We start from the raw sequence: 17,541 nt of genomic DNA, 5'->3' as shown, positions 1-17,541 counted from the left end.
ATGCCGGGACCGATGCCGGACGAGTCCGGCGGACTGCTCATCGTCAAGATCGGCGGCGGAGAATCCATCAACCTGGACGGGATCGCCCGCGACCTGGGGGGCCTGTCCGGTCCGTTCGTCATCGTGCACGGCGCGAACGCGCTGCGCGATTCCCTCGCCCGGCGGCTCGGCGTCGAGAAGCGCGTCCTCACGTCGGTGTCCGGACACGAGAGCGTGCAGTCCGACCGCGACCTGATCGACGTGATGCTCATGGCCTACGCCGGCGTGCGGAACAAGCGCATCGTGGAACTGCTGCAGGGTCACGGCGTGAACGCGGTCGGGCTCACCGGGCTCGACGGGGCGCTCGTGCGCGGCCGACGCAACCGGGGGATCCGGGTGAGAGAGGGCGGCAAGACGCTGATCAAGCGGGACCTGTCCGGGAAGCCGGCGGAGGTGAACCGCAAACTGCTGGGGTTGCTCCTCGGCGGCGGCTTCACACCGGTCGTGACCGTGCCCCTGATCGACGAACACAACGCGGCGATCAACTCGGAGAACGATGACGTCGTGGCCCTGCTCAGCGCCGAACTGGGAGCGGAGTGCGTGATCCAGTTGATCGAGGCGCCCGGCTTCCTGGAGGATCCGGACGATCCGGCGTCCGTCGTCGCGCGGCTCTCGCGGACGGAGTTGGCGCGTCGCGAGAGCGAGGCGCGCGGGCGCATGAAGCGGAAGCTGCTCGCCCTGCAGCGAGTCGTGGAATCCGGCACGACGCGCGTCGTGATCGCGGACGGTCGCATCGAACGGCCGGTCTCGGAGGCGCTGGCCGGAAGGGGCACGGTGATCGGATGAAATCGAGCGAACTGGAACGGGCGCACGCCCTCGAGGTCTTCCCCAAGCGGGACCTGACCATCGTGCGGGGCGAGGGCGCGTGCGTGTGGGACGACGAGGACCGACGCTACATCGATTGCGTGGGTGGCATCGGCGTGGCGAGCATCGGCCACGCCAACCCGGCGGTCGCCGAGGCGGTGGCGGAGCAGGCGCGCGTGCTCGTGTCCTGTCCCGGGATCTTCTACAACGACGTCCGGGCGCGGTTGCTGGCCGAACTCGTTTCCATCGCGCCGGCCGGGCTCACGGGCGCCTTCCTCTGCAACTCCGGGGCGGAGGCGGTGGAGGCGGCGATCAAGTTCGCGCGGCTCGCGACGGGGCGGACAGGGGTCGTGTCCGCGATGCGCGGCTTCCACGGGCGGACGCTCGGAGCGCTGAGCGCGACGCACAAGAAGGAGTACCGGGAGCCGTTCGGGCCGCTTGTGCCGGGGTTCTCGTTCGTGCCCTTCAACCACGTCGAGAAGCTGCGCGCGGCCGTGGGCGAGGACACGGCGGCGGTGATCGTCGAGCCGGTGCAGGGAGAGGGAGGCGTGCGGCCGGCCAGCCCGGACTATCTGCAGGCGGCGCGCCGCATCTGCGACGAGGCCGGTGCGGTGCTGGTGTTCGACGAAATCCAGACGGGCTTCTGCCGCACCGGCCGCATGTTCGCCTGCGATCGCTACGGCGTCGCGCCGGACGTCCTCTGCCTCGCCAAGGCGATCGCGGGCGGCGTGCCGCTGGGGGCGGTCCTGGCGCAGGAACGGCTGCAGCCGCCGCCCGGGCGGCACGGCACGACCTTCGGCGGCAACCCGCTCGCCTGCGCCGCCGCCCTGGCCGCGATCCGGTTCATGCGGGACGAGCGGCTCGACGAGCGGGCCGAGGCGCTGGGCGCCCGCTTCAGCGAGCGCTTCGCCCGACTCCGGCCGGCCCGCGTGCGCGCCGTGCGGCAGGTCGGCCTCATGATCGGCGTCGAACTCCGCGAGCGCTGCCGCCCCTACCTCGAGCCCCTCGCGGAGCGCGGCATCCTCGCCCTTCCGGCCGGCACCACGGTCATCCGACTCCTACCGCCCCTCGTGATCACCGAAGCCCAGATCGACGAGGTGGCGGACACGCTCGCCCGGGTCCTGTCCGATTGACGCTCCGGGCCGACTCCCTCAGCGGGCCGGCGTCAGACGAACGGTCGCCGGGACGCGGCCCTCTCCCTCGGCGAACTCGACCTCGATGACGCCAGCGCCCCGATCCGAGACGAGGGCGGCGCCCTGCATGACCGTCGACACCACCGGAGTGCCGAACGACGCGATCCGGTAGGTGTGGCCGGCCGTCCCTTCCAGGGAGAGACGCCACGCATCCGCCTCGGCGTCGAAGTCCAGAATCCGCAGGCCGGTGCTCGTCCGGCCGGGCTCGAGGTCGACGCGGGGCGGGGCGACCGCGAGCCCGCCTTCCCACGCCACGACGATCTCCGCCCGGTTCCCCGCCGGCGCCGCATCCCCGACGGTCACTTCGAGGATTCCGTCGGGCGACAACTCCGCGGTGGCCCCGTTCACCCGGAACGTCACGTTGCGCGCCCCCGCCGGCACGTCGGGCACGAACTCGAAGGTCAGAGGCGGTCCGGAGGTCGTAAGCGTCGTGCGCCGCCCTCCGCCGCCCGCCGTCCACCGTTGCAGGATTTCGACGTCGGTCGTCGTCCCCCCGGCCCGGAGCCGCCTCACCGCCGCCTGCGGCCAATCCGGCGGGAGTTGCGGGGCGAGCCGGGCCCTGCCGAGCGGGGCATCGGGTTCCCAGCCGATGACGCCGCGCAGTAGCGGTGTCACCAACGCCGAGGTCGCGAAGAACTGGTGGGGGACGGTCTGGTCGAGGGGCTGGTAGAAGGTGCCGGAGAGCAGCTCCGGATGGCGCCCCAGGCTCCAGTCGAAGGTCATCTGCTTCACCGCGTTCACGAGGTGGAAGCCCGCCCACGGACGCCGGTACCGGTACTGGGCCCACGACACGTATCCCGTCACGAAGGGCCACACCGTGCCCATGTTGTACTGGAGCGGGTGATACAGTTCGCTCTCCGTCGAGAGCATGTGGGCGCCCCAGTCCGACGAGATTCGGTCGCCCGCGAGCCGGACGAGGGTCGATCGCGCGCGCGCCCCGTCGAACAGGCCGAACGCGGCCGCCGTGGCGGGCCACACGGTCAGGTTGTCGTTGGTGCCGCCGTCGGCGAGGATCCCGAACGCATGGTGCCCCGCCTCCTCGAGCCAGTACGCATCGTTCAGGCTCGCCCGCGCGCGGGGAGCCATCTCCCGCGCCCGATCCGCGATCTCGGCATCGCCCATGCGCTCCGCCAGCGCCGTGGTCCCCTCGAGGGCCGCGGTCCAGACCCCCGCCAGGTAGACATCCTGGTGGAGCGCCGCCCCGAGGCCGCCGACCTCGACCGCCGCGAGCCCGCCCACCGTGTTCTCGATGAGCCCGTCGCCGTCCGTCTCGGCGCTGAGGCACCATTCCCACGCGCGCCGGTAGGCCGGCCACAGCTCCCGCAGGAGTTCGTCGTCCCCGCTGGCCCGCCAGTACTCGTAGAGCGCGACCATCCAGTACGGGGTCGTGTCGGCGTGGTAGTACGCGTACGGATACACGTCGAACCACGGGATGCGCGCGGCCGCCTGGGAGATCTCGTGCGTGATCTTGCCGTCTTCGCGCTGGTATCCCGCGAGAAAGGCGAGTTCCTCCGCCACCAGTTCCCACTGCCCGAGCGCATCCATGGCGAAGCTCGTCTGCGCCGCGTCGCCGCCGAAGAACCAGCCGAAGCCGGGACGCGTCCCGTTGCGCGACAGGCCCCAGCCCGCGACGAACCCGCACCCGAGGTCGGGATTGCAGACGCGCTGCTCCTCCAGGTTGATCTTCGCCCACTCCAGGGCGAGATCGAGCCGTGGCTCCGGCGACTCGATGGAGACGGTGGAGGCGAGCACCGAGTCGGCCCAGGCCCGCTTCGCGCCGTACAGCGAGCGCGCCTCGGCGATCAGCCGATCGTAGCCGGCGAAAACCTCCTCGCGGGGCGCGGTTCCGCCCGCTACCGCGATCGGGATGAACTCCCGTCGCGCGCGTTCCGGGTCGACCGGGATCACCATGGTGCGCGGCGCCTCGCCCAGTTGATGAGCCGGGTGCTCCACGGAGTTCACGGCCCACGGCGACCCGACGACGGCGTTCGTCTCCTGCAGGCTCTCGGACAGCACGAAGGCGCGCCGGTCCGCGTCCCAGTAGGCGTACTGCCCCCCGAGCGACCCCGGCCACATGTAGTTCAGCACGGGCTCGAACTCGGCGACGATCTCGAGCGGTTCCGGGCTGTCCACCTCGAGCAGGACCAGGAGGCCGGGGAGCTCGGCGGGCGCAAGGATGTGCTGGCGCACCTGGAAGGCCGCGTGGCTGTAGGCGATCGTCGTGAGTTCGGGCCGCACGTGCACCGTGCGCGCGACGGCGCTACCCGGAATCGGCGCTCCGTAGGCCGGGGTCGAGAAGCCGAGCCGGAACCGGTTTCCGACCTTGAGGGGGTGGATCCACAACTCCGCCTCTCCGGTCTCCAGGCCGAGCCACGCCGAGCGGGGTCCGGTCACGCCCAGGTATTCGCCGGGACGGACGGGGCCCGTGAGTTCGATCGGCGACGATGCGATCTCGAAGCGCGGAACCCCGGCCGCCGTCTGGCCGGCACCGTTCGCCGGCAGGCCGGCGGTCATCGCGGCCAGGAGCATGAGAAGCGAGATGCGCGACGCGGGATCCAGAGTCATCGCCCGTATTCCTCACTTTCGCGAAATCCGTTGCGGCGGGCCGCCACCACTCTAGTTGACGCACCGGCGGGACCGAAACCAAGTTCGCCCGCATGGCTACGTACAGCGATGAGCTGCCGCCGTTTCCCGAAGGCTGGTATTTCATCGGACACCGCAAGTCGATCGAGCGCGCGAAGCTCATCGAGAAGACGTGGATGGGCGAGGAAATCGTCGCGTGGGCCGACGAAGAGGGCCGCATCTGCGTGGCGGACGCCTTCTGTCCCCACCTGGGTTCGCACATGGGACCGACGACCGGCGGCCTGGTGCGCGACGGCTGTCTCGTCTGTCCCTTCCACGGGTTCGAGTTCGATACGACCGGCCAGTGCGTGGCGACGCCCAATGCCCCGCCCCCGAAGGCCGCGAGGTTGAAGCTCTACGAGACCCGGGAGATCCTCGGCATGATCTTCGCATGGTGGGGGAGCGGCGGCCGGGCGCCTCAGTGGCACCTGCCGGATGAACCTCCCACCGGCGCGGACTGGACCGGATTGCGCTCCACGATCCTCCGGTTCCGGGGCATCCCCAGGAGACGACGGAAAACTCCGTCGACGTGGAACACCTGGAGTACACGCACGGATACCACGACGTGAAGCCGACCGACTTCTCGGTCGACGGCGCCTACCTGAAGAGCTGCTTCGACTTCAAGGCGGTTCGCCGGATCCTGGGTCTGGTGGACATTCATTCCGAAGTCTCGGTCATCACGCACGTCCACGGAGTCGGCTATTCCTTCGTCGAGATTCACGAGAAACTGGTCGGCATAAAGTCGCGCATGTGGGTGCTCACAACGCCCGTCGACGGCGAATTCGTGGAGTTGACGATGGTCAATCAGGTGCGGGAGGTCCGTAAGCCGGGGCGGTTCATCTCGGGCCTGGGCTTCCTGCCCGTGCCGCTGCGCCACCGGCTGCTGAATGTCTTCATCCTGCGCGAGGAGAGGCGGTTCGTCCTGCAGGACATCGTGATATGGGACAGGAAGCGCTACCGGTCTCCCCCCCGGCTGTGCCGGACGGACGGCCCCATCGGGAAATACCGCCGACACTGCCGACAGTTCTATCCGGACCCGGCGATGGCGCCTCGAAGCCCGGACCGCAACGCCGACTAGCTAGCAGCCCGTGGACTGCCAGGGTTTGCGCGCCAGGAAACAGTACAGGGGCGTGAAGATGCCCGTCTTGCCGCCCGCGACGTAAGCCTCCGCGGTTCGGTCGAGGAGTCGAACCACCTCCGCCGAGCCTTTCGGAAAGAGCCGCAGCAACTCGGCCAGCTTCGACCCCGCGATGAACGCCTTGCGGCCCCAGGGAAGCCTGCGCACCGCGGTCCCCAACGTCCCGTGGCGGCTCTCCATGGGTTGATACCAGGGCGTGGAAGGTCCTTCCCGGACGTCCCAGTCGCTCCCCTCGATGACCTGGAATCCCGCCCCTTCGAGAGCGCGATTCACTTCCCCGAACGTGGCGATGTCGTGCAGCGCGATACCCCGCATGAGGTCCCGCTTGATGGTCCGGTGCCGGCGGTCCCGCGGGTCGAACCGGTCCGTCAGGCACATTTCCTGACCCCAGAACAGGGCGCCCGGCTTCAGTACGCGGAATATCTCCGCGAACGCGCCTTGCTTGTCCTGCGCATGGCACGTCGACTCTATGGCGTAACCCCCGTCGAACGAGTCGCCCTCGATGGCGCTCATGTCCTCGAAGCTGCACTTCCTGAAATCGGTCAGGTGCTCCAGCCCCGCCTCGGCGTTCAACTTCTTCGCCTCCGCCAGCTGGATCTCGTTGATGTTGATTCCCACGGCCCTGACACCCGCCTCACGGACGACTCGGCGCATGGGGCCGCCGACTCCGCAACCGACATCGACCACCTTCATGCCCCGTTTCAGCTCCAACTTCGAGATCATCGCCCGCTGGTGCCGGACCTTGGACTCCTCCAGGCTCTCCTGGGGCGTGAGGGGCGCGAAATGCAGGGATTCACCCCAGCCGTACACCATGAAGCCGTTGCACAGCTCGTAGTAGTCCCTGACCGTTTCCGTATGGTCGTAGGCGCCCGCGCCCTCAGCCTCCGGTGCCGCCCGGTCAAGCCAGCCGTCGAAGTGCCGGACTCGACGCGCGACGCCCGATCCCGGGTGCGCATCTCTCAGCGCTTTCGACAGTTTGCGCAGTCGCATTTTGGGGGGGCTCAGGCGGGCAGCTCCCGCCTCTGCTCGGTGATGCGGAATCTTACCTTCTTGCTCGGCTTCAGCGACGGAACCGGATTGAAGCGGAGCTTCCGTGCGTACTTCGCCGGCGTCACCTCGACCGTGAAGTAGTGCGCCAGCATGAGCAGGTTGACCGCCAGGTGCATCTCCATCCAGCGGGTGCCGAGACATTTGTGCGTACCCAGCCCGTACGGGGCGAACCCGAGGCTGCGATGCTCACGACGCGACGGCAGGAAGCGGTCGATGTCGAACTTGTAGGGTTCGGGAAAGACATCGCTCATGTAGTGCGTGGCGGTCATGGCGATGTGGATCCGTTCCCCGAGGGGCAGCTCGTAGTTCCCGACCGTGCAGGTATTCATGACGTTCCGAACGGACATGGACACGATCGGGTACATGCGCATGCACTCCATGAGGAAGCGGTGCGTCACGTCGATGTTGGCGGGGGTGAAATCCTCGCTCCCGGGGTCGCCGTTGGCAAACAGGGCATCCGCTTCGGCGCGGATTTTTTCGTAGAGGTCCGGCTGCGACGCCATGGAGTAGACCACGAGGCTGAACGTATCGCCGAGGTACACACTGGCGATCAGGGCCGCGGAAAAGGCGAAGAGCAGGTTGGACTCCGGGAGGAACCCCGGGTCGCTGGCGTGCAGGCTGAGGTAGTCGTCCACCAGGTTCCGCGGGCTGTCGACGCGCTGGGCGGGAGTATGGACGCTCAGGATCCGTTTCATCAGCGTGTCCAGGACTGCCGCCCGACGTCTCATGCCCGGGGTACGTAGCGTGAACTCGGGCAGGACCTTCGCGATGTGCACGCTCAGGGCCCGCTCCTTGTAGCCCATCAGGTCGCCCATGAGATCCTGCGTGTCGACGCCGATGAACAGCGGCGACAACTGGGCGTTCACCATTGCCCGGCTCATGGACGTGGCGCGGTAGGAATCCCCGACCGTCAGGGTCGACATGTACGCGCGCCCCCTGCTGTATAGCTCGTCCATCTGCCCCGCCAGCCTCGTGCGGGAATAGGCCGGCGACAGGAATTTGCGAAGCCGGAAGTGGTCGGCTCCATCCAGGGCGGGCAGAACGCCGGCCGCGCCGTAGACTTTCTCGAAGTCGGCGAAGTAATCCCTGGTTCGCAGGTACATGCGCCCGCGCTTCTGCATCCACTCGTTCGTCTCGAGTCCGGCCAGGAAGATCATGCGCTTCGAGAAGGGAGGACGGATCTGGAACACCGGGCCGTACTCCTCCGCGAGGTTCGCGAAGAGCGCGTTCAGGTTGCCGTCCCGGACATGCGGGTTGCGCAGCAGCCTGGTCAGCGAAACCGTCGGAATTTTCTTCGCGAGAGCCGTGTGTCTGCGGATCGGGCCGACGAGGTTCTCGGAGACCGCGGCGGCGATGGAACGGCCGATCAAGTCCAGCTGGCAGATGAACTTGATGCGCTCTTCCGCCGCTTCATCGAGTTCGAAGATCAGGCGAAAGACGTCGCAGGTGTTGACGAGGCACACGATGACGACGTCTCTCGGTTCGGGAACCTCGTCGGCGAAGACGACGTTGCCGATGCGCGCCTTGATGAACTGGTCGGTCGCGCCTTCCTCGAACATCCCGTACTGCTGCCGATGCATGACGGGAGGAGCCAACGTCCAGAATTCGCCTTCGTGGTGTTGGAGGATCCCCCGTTCAACCAGGCGGTCCAGGGTCAGGTCGACGATCGACTCCGCGCGGGGGGCGAGCCGTTCGACCCAGTACCGGGCAGTGTGTTGGACCGGTTCGTCCGCAATCTCCTTCAGAATGGGATCCAGAACGGGGTCGCCCGTTTCGGCCCGGTCCACCACGTACAGGGATGTCAGATCCGAGTCGAGCCGCGACTGGAAGGAGAGTTCCGCCAGCACTCCGCCGACGACAGCGCAGTTCAGCTGCCAGCCGGGTACCTGATGGAAGTAGCCTCCCTTCTCGTCGAGAAGCATCAGGATGAGTTCGTCGACGAGGCTCAGGGATTCGACCTTCAGACTCTCCACCGTCATTTGTCGGTTCTCGCCTCGCCGCAGTCGACGTGCACTACGCGGCGCCCGGAATCGAGGCACGCCGCGACGGCATCAAGCGCATATGTAACGTGCATAGCGCCGGAACCACCATCATAAGTATGACCGTGATGAAGAGAATGCCGCAACCGAGTGACGCGGCAAACGGTATCAGGAATTGGGCCTGGATGGCGCGCTCCAGGATCAGGGGCGTGAAGCCGAGGAACGTGGTCAGGGAAGTGAGCATGATCGGACGAAAACGCCCCTTTGCCCCCTCCATGATCGCGGTTCGCGGCGGGGCGCCTTCCCGGAGTTTCTGATCGATGAAGTCGATCATGACCAGGGAATCGTTCACCACGACCCCGCTCAGACCGAAGATCCCCATGAAGGATACGGCGCTCAGGGCGACTCCCAGGATCCAGTGGCCCAGGATCACGCCGATGAACCCGAAGGGGATGACGGCCATGATGATGAACGGCTTGGTATATGAACGGAGGGGGATGGCGAGGAGCGCAAAAATCAGGATCAGAGCGACCGCGAAGCCGCGGTAGAGCGCGTCGATGGACTCCAGCTGCTGCTGCTGCTCGCCCCCGAACGTGTATGTCAGGCCCGGGTACGCCGCGGTCAGGTCCGCGAGGATCGAGTTTTCCAGAATATCGTTGGCTTCGTCGCCGGAGATCACCGAGGCGTCCACATCGGCGGTGACGGTGACGACGCGCTGGCCATCCCTGCGCCGGAGGGCCGACGGCGACACGCCCGGGCTCAGCGAGGCCACACTGATGATCGGCACCTCGTCCCCGCCCGGCGTACGGAGCAGGTAGCCTTCGATATCGGTGATCGAGTTCCGCTCTTCCGCGGGCAGCCGAACATAGACTCGTACCTCTTCGCGGCCGCGCTGCACCCGGACGGCTTCCGCGCCGAAGAACGCGCCCCTCGCCTGTCCGGCCAGCTCCTGCACGGTGAGACCGAGGGTCCGCGCTTCGGGCCGCAACTCGAGCTGAACTTCCGGGATGCCCGGGGCGTGATCCGACCGTATGTCGTAGACGCCGCTCACGCTGCGGAGTCCGTCGACCACCGAGCTGGCGATCCCGGCGAGGCGCTCCGGGTCCGGATGGGACAGTACGGCCTCGACCGGGTTCCCAAGGGTGAAGATCTCGCCGCTGAAGGTGATGCCGCGCACGTAGGGCAGCACACCCACCTCCTCTCGCCACGCCTGCACGACGTCGCCGGTGGAGATCCGTCTCTGCTGCGCACTGAGGAGCTTGAACTCGATGGTGGCGATATTGGCCTGCGGATTGACGGTGGGCTGCGGGTTGAGTCCGCCTTCGAGTCTCGATCCCAGTCCGACGGTCACCGTGACGCCGGTCAGCAGCGGCGGCGCGTCCCCGGGCCGGCTGAGAGAGAGTCGTTCGATGACCCGGTGGCCCGCGGCCTCCAGCTCCCGCGCCACTTCGTACGTTCTCGGAGCGGTCGTCCCGTCGGGCATCTCCAGCACGACCGTCACGATGTCCCCCTCCACGTCGTCGGCCAGCGTGGTGGGGACGATTCCCGCGGGCACCAGGGAGATGCTCAGCACGAGCATTCCAACGGCCCCCGTCATCGTCACGCCGGGCCGGGCCGTGGCAAACCGCAGGGCCCGGTCCAGGGGCCCCTGCACGAACCGCTGCAGCTGGGCGTCGACACGACTCTGTAGTCGCGAGAAGAACCGGTCGAAGGCATTGCCCGGCACCCAGTCCGGACCGGGCAGGTGGGACAGGTGGTTGGGCAGGACGAACAGCGATTCCACCAGCGAAACCATCAGCATGGCGATCATGATGATCGGCAGGGCCCGCCATACGTCACCGACGCCGCCCGGGATGAACAGCAACGGGACGAACGCCACCGCCGAAGTGAGGACCGCGAACGTCAACGGTACCTTGATCCGCCGGACGCCGCGGATCGCGGCCGCGACCCCTGGGGTTCCGCGACTGCGTTCGTATTGGATGTGCTCGGCCACGACGATGGCGTCGTCCACGACGATCCCTATGGCGAGCACGAAGGAGAAGAGGCTGATGGTGTTGATCGCCACGTCGAACGCCATCATGACGGCGAGGGCGCCTATGCCGGAGACGGCGAGGCCCACGGCAACCCACAGGGCAAGCCGAATCTGGAGAAACAGGCTGAGTGCGACCAACACCAGCAACAGACCCAGAATCCCGTTCTTCAGAAGAAGATCGGCGCGTTCCTCGTAGGCCTGGGATTCGTCGTTCCACAAGGTGATGCCCACGCCGTCCGGCAAAGACGGGATCACCTCGTTCGCCAGGTGCTCGCGGACGGTCGTGGCCACATCCATCACCTGCTCGCCACCGGCCCGATACACCTCGACGAATACGGCGGGCCGGTTCTGATGGCGGACCATCAGGTCTGCCTCCTGGAACCCGTCGCGGACCTCGGCGATGTCGCCGAGGCGCACGACCGTGCCGTCGCGGCCGCTGAGAAGGACGATCTCCTCGAAGTCCTGCTGGTCGTAGTTCTGCCCGAGGGTCCGCACTCGAACCTGGGATTCCCGGGTATCGATGCTGCCGGCCGACAAGTCGAGCGAACTGCGGCGGATCGCGGCGGCAACGTCGGTAAGTGTGAGCCCCAGGGCTCTCAGCCGGTGAAGCGGCACCTCGATGGAGATCTCGTAGTTCCGGACCCCGCTGACCTCGACCTGGGAGACGGAGGGCAGCGTGGTAAGGTCGTCCTCGATCCGGTGCGCCAGTTCCTTCAGCGAGCGCTCGGAGACGTCGCCGTGGACGATGAGCCGCATCATGCTGAAGCGGTTGTCCATCTCCTGGAAACGGGGACGTTCGGCACCGGCCGGGAAGGACTGGATACGATTGACGGCGGATTCTATGTCGTCCAAAGCCCGATCCATGTCCGTACCGGAATCCATCTGGATCCGCACGGAGGCGATGCCCGGAGCCGCCAGGGACTTGACCGCCTGCACGTCATCGAGCCCGCTGACCTGGTCCTCGATCTTGACGACGATCGACTCCTCGATCTCCTCCGGCGTGGCGCCGGGATAGGCCATCGAGACTTCGATGTGGTAGAAGGGGGTGATGGGCCAGGCTTCCCGCTCGAGGCCGGTCAGGGACACGAGTCCGGCCGCAACGATGCCCATCATCAGGAGATTGGCCGCGATGCCGTTGCTGGCCATGTAGGCGAGCGGGCCGGACCGCTCGCGGCGGTCGCCCGGTTCGCGACCCGCGTCGGGATTCATCGCACCGGGTCGGTCTGGACGCGCATCCCTTCGGTGGCGAACTGAAGTCCACCGGTGATCACTGCCTGGCCGCCCCGCAGGGCGCCGGTGACGAACACCGCATCGTTGGCGCGTTGCAGCACCTGAACCGGAACGATGCTCACGACGCCGTCGCGGTCCACCGTCCAGGTTTCGTTGCCGGGTTGCAGCGCCGCTCGCGGGATCCGGAAGTAGTCCTCCGGTGAGAGTCCCTCGATCTCCACCTCAACGAACTTGCCGACCAGCAACGGAGGATCGCCCCCGACGGCAGCGGACCGGCCCGCCGGCGCGCTTGCGTCGAACGGATCCGGCACGCGCACGATCACATCGATGGTGCGTGTCTGCGCGTCAACGGAACTCTCCCCCCGATCCACGTAGCCCTCCCAGGCGTACATCACCTCCCCGTAGTGGGCGATCACACGAGCCGCGACGTCCCGTGCCCCGTCGCCCGCCTCGAGCTCCCACAATCCCGGGACCAGGGCGGCGTCGGCATCGGAGAGGGGCACGACGACCTCCACCGCCTCCGACGCGAAGAGGCGTCCGACGGGCTGCCCGGGGTTCACGACCTGCCCCGCATCGACCGATTCCTCGCGCACGAAGCCGTCGAACGGTGCGGTGACCCGGGTCCTGGAGAGCGCAAGCTTCGCCTCCTCAAGCCGGGCTTCGTCGCGGCTCAGCGCGGCGCTGGCCGCTTCCAGTTGAGGCTCCCTCAGCGTGAGCGGACTCGCCTCCGAAGGCGGGGGGCCCGTCTCGCGCCGCTCCGAGTACAGTTCATACTGGGCGCTGGCGATCGCTGCCCGTTCCTGTTCCTCGAGGAAGGCGACGCGGCTTGCCGCAACGTTCGCTTCCGCTACCTGAACGCGGTACGCGTAATCGGCTTCTTCGATGCGGAAGAGCGTCTGGCCCGACTCCACGCGCCCTCCACTCTGGAACCGCGGACTCACCCAGACGACCTTGCCGCCCACCTGCGGCGCGACATCGATCTCCTCGCTTGGCCGCACGGTCCCGGATCCGAACACGGGAATCGCGCCCGACCCGGCCACAACACTGGCGGTTTGCGCAAACGGGATCTGGGGAGGCGGTTCCCGGCTCTCCGGCTCGGGGGCCAGCGAGAGCATGAGTGCCGCGACCGCAATCGTACCGACGATGATCACGGCGATGATCCTGAGACTGGATCCGAACAGCAATCTGCGCAGCATTGTGCCTTATCCCATGGAGGTGGAGGAGCACCAGCTTGAGCATAGGAATCTACGGTTTGTTCGGTCAACGGGACCGAACCTACCGCGGCGAACGGTCGCGGAGCACGCGCACGACGCGGCCTTCCGCATCGACGACCTGCACCGGACCCCTGAGGACATCGTCGCCCAGGTCGACCGCGCGGCCGGGTTTCTCGTCCGCGGCCCCGACGCCGGGGAGCGTGTACGGCTCCGCCAGACTCGCGTCGACCCTGTAACCCAGGTCGGCCAGCGACCGGATCGTGATCGCGCTGAGGGTCTCGCGGGATCCGATCCTGTTGAGCGGCCTCATGAGTTCCCCGCGGAGGACGGAGCCCCGCCAATGGAGGTTCGCACTCCCGACCCCGCCGAAGTTCTCGACCGGGACCTTCGCCCCGCCCGTGTAGTCCGTGCCGCCCGCCGCGTCGAAGGCGGCGATGGCCTCGGGACCGACGAAATGCGCGTCGATCGCTCCCACGCCGAGGGCGGGATCCCGGAGGAGATCGAGAGGGCGCCACAGCAGGCCGAATCCGAGCGCGTGCGCGATCTCGTGGACGGCGAGTTCCGTCGCGTCGCCGGAGTCGATGAGGCCATCGAAGTCCGACACGTCGAAGAACGCCACGCTCGCGACGGGCAGCATCGACCCTTCGCGCAGGCGGCACACGCCGGCCTGGGCGAGCGTGCGGCCCGGCCCGTCGATGTCCCGGAATTCGACGAGGATCATCAGGTCATCGATGGTGCCGACCGGCTCCGCCGTGTTCGCGCCGTAACACTCGATGCGGTCGTCGACCGCAACCTCCGGCAGGTCCGTATCGGCCAGCACCGACATCCAGAGTTCCGCCGCCGCGAGGACCACGGCCCGCCACGGCTCGGTCGCCGTGGTGTCGAAGCGGACGTCGATGTCGAACCTGTTCGGCACGGTGACCTCGAACCTGAGGGCGGCGGCCCGGCCTTCGGGATCGCGCGCCGTGATCGCCACCGTCGACGTCCCCTGCGCCAGGGCGACGACGCGGACCGTGCTCCCCGAGACTTCGGCGCCCGCAACTTCCGCCGCGGACGACCTCACCTCGAAAGAGAGGACATCCCCGTCGGGATCCCGGAAGTAGCCGGACGCTTCCAGCGTCGCCGTGTCCCCGACCACCAGTTCGAAGTCGGCGACGGTACCGATGACCATCGGCGGCCGCGTCAGAGGAGGGTCCGTGCTCCCGTCCCCGCAGGCCGCAGCCGAGGCGGCGACGAGCAGCGCGCAACCCCGGAAGCGGGGCTTTCGCGCGATCCGCCCCGCTCCGAGCACGTCTATTGGCCGAGGGCGTGCAGCACGACGGTCCGCCGGTGGGGGCGGCTCCGGTGCTCGAACAGGAAGATCCCCTGCCAGGTTCCCAGGGACGGCGCCCCGTCGAGCACCGGGATGGCCAGGTGCGTCTGGGTCAGGGCCGACCGGATGTGCGCCGGCATGTCATCCGGCCCCTCCATCGTGTGCCGGTAGTGGGGGTCGCCTTCCGGAACGAGCCGGGCGAAGAAGTTCGAGAGGTCGTGCAGGACGTCCGGATCCGCGTTCTCCTGGATCGTCAGAGACGCCGACGTATGGCGGATGTAGACGGTAAGCATGCCCGTCTCGATCTCGAGCCCGGCCGTCCACTCGAGGACCGGGCGGGTGATCTCATACAGGCCCTTTCCCCGCGTCTCGACGCCGAGTTGTCGGACGAACTGCTTCATTCCGGCGGGGGGCATTCGCCGCTCGAGCGCGGCGGGGCTTTCGCCATGGACTGTCAGGCGACGTCCTCGCGCGCGGCCCCGGCGGCGTGCGCGCGCAGGGCTCTCCACACGCGCTGCGGCGTGAAGGGGAGCGCATCGATGCGGACGCCGACCGCGTCGTGGATCGCGTTCGCGATCGCCGGGAGCGACGGGTGCAGCGGCCCCTCGCCCGCCTCCTTGGCGCCGTACGGGCCTTCCGGATCCACCGATTCGACGATGAGCGCCTCGAACTCCGGGCAGTCCATGGAGGTGGGGATCCGGTAGTCGAGGAGCGACGGCGACGTGTGCAGGCCGCCCTCCACGTCCCCCTCGCGGAAGAGTTGCTCCTCGAAGATCGCTTCGGCGAAGCCCATGTAGGCGGAGCCCTCGATCTGGCCTTCGACGAGCGCCGGGTTGAGCGCGCGGCCGCAGTCGTGCGCCACCCAGATGTTCTTCACGCCGACGACCCCCGTGTCCTCCTCGACCTCGACTTCGGCCACGTGCGCGGTGAAGGAGTAGGCGGGCGACGACCCGATCGTGCCGCCGCGGTAGTCGCCGTGCACATCCTTCGGCGTGTCGTAGGAGCCGACGGCGCCCAGCAGGCCGAACTTCGCCTCGGCGAGGTTGAACGCCTCCGAGATCGGGATCCGGCGGCCGGCGTCTTCGGGAGCCTCCGCGTCGAAGGCCCAGCCGCGCGCCAGACGCACGCGGGACGCGGGCACGCCCCACGGCTCCGCGACGGCCTCCGCGACCTGCGCGCGCAGCGTACGGCAGGCCTCGACGCAGGCGTTCCCCACCATGACCGTCTCGCGCGACGAATACGCCCCGAGGTCCACCGGCGTGAGGTCCGTGTCGGCGGAGAAGACGCGCACGTATTCGAGCGGGACGCCGAGTTCCTCGCACGCGATATAGGCCATGGTGGAGTCGGAACCCTGCCCGATCTCCGAGGCGCCGTGCAGGATCGCCACGCGGCCGGAGCGCTCGATCTGGACCTGCACCGCCGCCTGGGGCATCTCGTTCGGATAGATCGGGTAGTTCGTGCCGGAGATGTAGGAGGAGGCCGCCATCCCGAGACCGCGACCCTTCGGCAGCCGCCGGTGGCGCTTCCTCCAGTCGCTGGCGCGTTCCACCGCCTCGAGGCACTCGAGGAAGCCGTTGGACCGCACCTTGAACTCGTTCACCGTCCGACCCGTGCCCATGAAGTTGCGGCGGCGGAGTTCGAACGGGTCGAGGCCGAGCTTCTCCGCCATCTTGTCGAGCGAGATCTCGTACGCGAAGCGCGGCTGCACCGAGCCGTGGCCGCGCTTGGGGCCGCACGGGGCCACGTTCGTGTAGACCCGGGTCGAGTCGAAGCGGTAGGACTCGATGTGGCAGGGCGAGGTGAGGAGCTGTCCCGAGTAGTACGTCGTCACGAGCCCGAACGAGGCGTAGGCGCCGCCGTCCAGGGTCGTGTGCGCGTCGAGCGCCCGGAGCTTCCCGTCGCGCGAGGCGCCGAGCCGATACTTCATGTGCATGGGGTGGCGGCCGCGGTGCGAGTAGAAGAGCTCCTCGCGCGTGTAGAGGATCTTCACCGGACGGCCCGTCCGCATCGCGAGGAGCGCCACGCAGAACTCGAGATCGAACGGCTCGGACTTGCCGCCGAAGGCCCCGCCCACGGCCGGCTGCACGACCCGCACCTTCGCCACGTCGTGGTCGAGCACCCGCGCGAGATCGCGCTGCAGGTAGTGTGGGACCTGCGTCGACGACCACACCTCGAGCACGCCGTCCGGGTTGAGGCGGGAGATCGCGCAGTGGGGTTCGATCGGCGTGTGCGTCGTCCCGTGGAAGAAGTACTCCCCCTCGATGGTGACGTCCGCCTCCGCCATCCGCGCGTCCACGTCCCCGAACTCGAGGTGGACGTGCTTGAGGACGTTTCCGTTCGCCCCCGGCTTGCGCGGCGCGTGGATGGGCTCCGCGGCGGCCTCGGGGGTCAGCGACTCCTCGGGCGAGAGATAGACGGGAAGCGGCTCGTACTCGACGTGGATGCGCTCGAGCGCCGCGTTCGCCGTGTCCTCGTCGACCGCGGCCACCGCCGCCACCGCGTCGCCGATGAAGCGCACCTTGTCGAGACAGAGCGCGTGCTCGTCGCGGGTCCAGGGGATGATCCCGTACGGCGTCGGCAGGTCCCGCCCCGTGATGATGCCGTACACGCCTTCGAGGGCCTCGGCTTCGGCCGTGTCGATCGAGACGATCCGCGCGTGCGCCTCGGTGGAGCGGAGGATCTTCCCGTGCAGCATCCCCGGCAGGACGATGTCGTCCGTGTAAATCTCGCGGCCGGTCGACTTGCGCAGCCCCTCGACCCGGCGCGCGCGGCGGCCCAGCGCCGTGAACTCGGCGTCGGCGAGCCCGGGGAGCCGATCCGGATCCTCCGCGGCGGCCTGCTGTGCGGGCGTCAGTTCGTGCGGGTGCATGCGTCCAATCTACGTGCGGCCCGCGAACCGGGCATGAGCCGCGGCCGAGTGCCGACGAG

The 17,541-nt window shown here is 68.2% G+C and carries 12 protein-coding genes; 4 read left to right on the top strand and 8 right to left on the bottom strand.

Features of this window, described 5'->3' with window-relative positions:
* Nucleotides 1–825: a [LysW]-aminoadipate kinase gene (locus ACOGI9_RS13290; RefSeq protein ID WP_419857593.1), complete on the top strand. Its 825-nt coding sequence runs from the start codon at nucleotides 1–3 to the stop codon at nucleotides 823–825.
* On the top strand, nucleotides 822–1,976 hold the full coding sequence (locus tag ACOGI9_RS13285; RefSeq protein WP_419857592.1) for an aspartate aminotransferase family protein: 1,155 nt from the start codon (nucleotides 822–824) through the stop codon (nucleotides 1,974–1,976). Before ACOGI9_RS13290 ends, ACOGI9_RS13285 begins: the two co-directional genes overlap by 4 nt.
* A gap of 18 nt (nucleotides 1,977–1,994) precedes the next feature.
* Here the strand turns inward: ACOGI9_RS13285 and ACOGI9_RS13280 are convergent, their stop codons facing one another.
* The gene (locus ACOGI9_RS13280; protein ID WP_419857591.1) at nucleotides 1,995–4,601 is read right to left on the bottom strand and encodes an amylo-alpha-1,6-glucosidase; all 2,607 of its coding nucleotides are present in this window, start codon (nucleotides 4,599–4,601) and stop codon (nucleotides 1,995–1,997) included.
* Nucleotides 4,602–4,693: 92 nt separating this feature from the next.
* On the opposite strand from ACOGI9_RS13280, the gene ACOGI9_RS13275 reads away from it, so the two are divergent.
* Both ACOGI9_RS13275 and ACOGI9_RS13270 read left to right on the top strand, forming a co-directional pair.
* Nucleotides 4,694–5,227, top strand: a complete 534-nt coding sequence (locus ACOGI9_RS13275; protein WP_419857590.1) for a Rieske 2Fe-2S domain-containing protein — start codon at nucleotides 4,694–4,696, stop codon at nucleotides 5,225–5,227.
* Nucleotides 5,188–5,736 (top strand): hypothetical protein, encoded by a 549-nt coding sequence (locus ACOGI9_RS13270; RefSeq protein ID WP_419857589.1) that lies wholly within the window; start codon nucleotides 5,188–5,190, stop codon nucleotides 5,734–5,736. The genes ACOGI9_RS13275 and ACOGI9_RS13270 overlap by 40 nt, the downstream gene beginning before the upstream one ends.
* On the opposite strand, the gene ACOGI9_RS13265 is transcribed toward ACOGI9_RS13270, so the two are convergent.
* The 7 genes from ACOGI9_RS13265 to ACOGI9_RS13235 all read right to left on the bottom strand — a co-directional run bounded on the left by ACOGI9_RS13265 (nucleotide 5,737) and on the right by ACOGI9_RS13235 (nucleotide 17,482).
* Nucleotides 5,737–6,786, bottom strand: coding sequence for a methyltransferase domain-containing protein (locus tag ACOGI9_RS13265; protein WP_419857588.1), 1,050 nt, complete (start codon nucleotides 6,784–6,786; stop codon nucleotides 5,737–5,739).
* Nucleotides 6,787–6,797: 11 nt separating this feature from the next.
* Nucleotides 6,798–8,825, bottom strand: a complete 2,028-nt coding sequence (locus tag ACOGI9_RS13260; RefSeq protein WP_419857587.1) for a cytochrome P450 — start codon at nucleotides 8,823–8,825, stop codon at nucleotides 6,798–6,800.
* Nucleotides 8,826–8,859: 34 nt separating this feature from the next.
* Entirely contained in the window at nucleotides 8,860–12,066 is a 3,207-nt protein-coding gene (locus tag ACOGI9_RS13255; RefSeq protein WP_419857586.1) for an efflux RND transporter permease subunit, read from the bottom strand.
* The gene (locus ACOGI9_RS13250; RefSeq protein ID WP_419857585.1) at nucleotides 12,063–13,283 is read right to left on the bottom strand and encodes an efflux RND transporter periplasmic adaptor subunit; all 1,221 of its coding nucleotides are present in this window, start codon (nucleotides 13,281–13,283) and stop codon (nucleotides 12,063–12,065) included. Before ACOGI9_RS13250 ends, ACOGI9_RS13255 begins: the two co-directional genes overlap by 4 nt.
* A gap of 79 nt (nucleotides 13,284–13,362) precedes the next feature.
* On the bottom strand, nucleotides 13,363–14,592 hold the full coding sequence (locus ACOGI9_RS13245; RefSeq protein ID WP_419857584.1) for a leishmanolysin-related zinc metalloendopeptidase: 1,230 nt from the start codon (nucleotides 14,590–14,592) through the stop codon (nucleotides 13,363–13,365).
* A gap of 2 nt (nucleotides 14,593–14,594) precedes the next feature.
* A complete protein-coding gene (locus tag ACOGI9_RS13240) occupies nucleotides 14,595–15,014 on the bottom strand; it encodes a secondary thiamine-phosphate synthase enzyme YjbQ (protein WP_419857583.1) in 420 nt (139 codons plus the stop codon).
* Nucleotides 15,015–15,067: 53 nt separating this feature from the next.
* Nucleotides 15,068–17,482 carry a xanthine dehydrogenase family protein molybdopterin-binding subunit gene (locus tag ACOGI9_RS13235; protein WP_419857582.1) on the bottom strand — a complete coding sequence of 805 codons (2,415 nt, stop codon included), beginning with the start codon at nucleotides 17,480–17,482 and terminating at the stop codon, nucleotides 15,068–15,070.
* Nucleotides 17,483–17,541 lie beyond the last annotated feature (59 nt).

It is taken from the genome of Candidatus Palauibacter irciniicola (genome assembly GCF_965208695.1).
In the GTDB taxonomy this organism is placed as follows: Bacteria; Gemmatimonadota; Gemmatimonadetes; order Palauibacterales; family Palauibacteraceae; genus Palauibacter; species Palauibacter irciniicola.
Note: the sequence above shows the minus strand (reverse complement) of the source record. Positions and strands in the feature narration are given on the sequence as shown.

Bases quoted from the DNA above. Each gene is read 5' to 3' on its own strand.
- ACOGI9_RS13290 (WP_419857593.1), top strand. From the start codon at position 1: ATGCCGGGACCGATGCCGGACGAGTCCGGCGGACTGCTCATCGTCAAG.
- ACOGI9_RS13285 (WP_419857592.1), top strand. From the start codon at position 822: ATGAAATCGAGCGAACTGGAACGGGCGCACGCCCTCGAGGTCTTCCCC.
- ACOGI9_RS13280 (WP_419857591.1), bottom strand. From the start codon at position 4,601: ATGACTCTGGATCCCGCGTCGCGCATCTCGCTTCTCATGCTCCTGGCC.
- ACOGI9_RS13275 (WP_419857590.1), top strand. From the start codon at position 4,694: ATGGCTACGTACAGCGATGAGCTGCCGCCGTTTCCCGAAGGCTGGTAT.
- ACOGI9_RS13265 (WP_419857588.1), bottom strand. From the start codon at position 6,786: ATGCGACTGCGCAAACTGTCGAAAGCGCTGAGAGATGCGCACCCGGGA.
- ACOGI9_RS13260 (WP_419857587.1), bottom strand. From the start codon at position 8,825: ATGACGGTGGAGAGTCTGAAGGTCGAATCCCTGAGCCTCGTCGACGAA.
- ACOGI9_RS13255 (WP_419857586.1), bottom strand. From the start codon at position 12,066: ATGAATCCCGACGCGGGTCGCGAACCGGGCGACCGCCGCGAGCGGTCC.
- ACOGI9_RS13250 (WP_419857585.1), bottom strand. From the start codon at position 13,283: ATGCTGCGCAGATTGCTGTTCGGATCCAGTCTCAGGATCATCGCCGTG.
- ACOGI9_RS13240 (WP_419857583.1), bottom strand. From the start codon at position 15,014: ATGAAGCAGTTCGTCCGACAACTCGGCGTCGAGACGCGGGGAAAGGGC.
- ACOGI9_RS13235 (WP_419857582.1), bottom strand. From the start codon at position 17,482: ATGCACCCGCACGAACTGACGCCCGCACAGCAGGCCGCCGCGGAGGAT.